1 protein-coding gene is annotated in these 551 nt (G+C 56.8%); it reads left to right on the top strand.

All coding sequences use genetic code 11. The features are described from left to right. Positions 1 to 425 (top strand): hypothetical protein (locus tag NK662_RS24750; protein ID WP_254761373.1); only part of this gene is annotated, 425 nt, incomplete at its 5' end. Positions 426 to 551 lie beyond the last annotated feature (126 nt).

Here is a 551-nt window from a genome sequence, read left to right on the forward strand (position 1 = left end):
GAAGTTCTAAAGTTGAAAGACAGAGAACAGTTGTTGAGTGCGTGGAAGCAGAGATCAGGAAGATGCTGGAGAAGCTGTGGGACGACGTGGTGGCCGGGCCTCGACCGGAGACCGGCCTGGAGAAGCTCCGCAAGGCCGCTACAACCCGCCCCCTTGTCATCAACAAAGATGGCGACGGCGAGGCGAGCGGGGCGGCGTACAAGCGGACGCAGTCGATGCCGACGACCCCGACGACGCCGGTGACGCCGTCGTCTTCGTCTCCGACGACGACGGCGACGACGACGCCGCGGGGCAGCAACGTGTGGAGGAGCGTGTTCCACCCGGGGAGCAACCTCGCCACCAAGAGCCTCGGCGCCAACCTCTTCGACCGCCCGCAGCCCAACTCCCCCACCGTCTACGACTGGTATCCATCGCTTTGCTTATAATTTGCTCATCCACAGCTGCACAGGGTTAAACCTTTCGGTTTAGCCGGTTTGATCGGATCTCACCGAAATTTTTGAACAAATATTATCAAAATTCACGAAAAAAATTAAAAATTTTGAAAAATTTCG

Origin of the sequence: Ectobacillus ponti, from assembly GCF_024294785.1 — a bacterium.
Taxonomy (GTDB): domain Bacteria; phylum Bacillota; class Bacilli; order Bacillales; family Bacillaceae_G; genus Ectobacillus; species Ectobacillus ponti.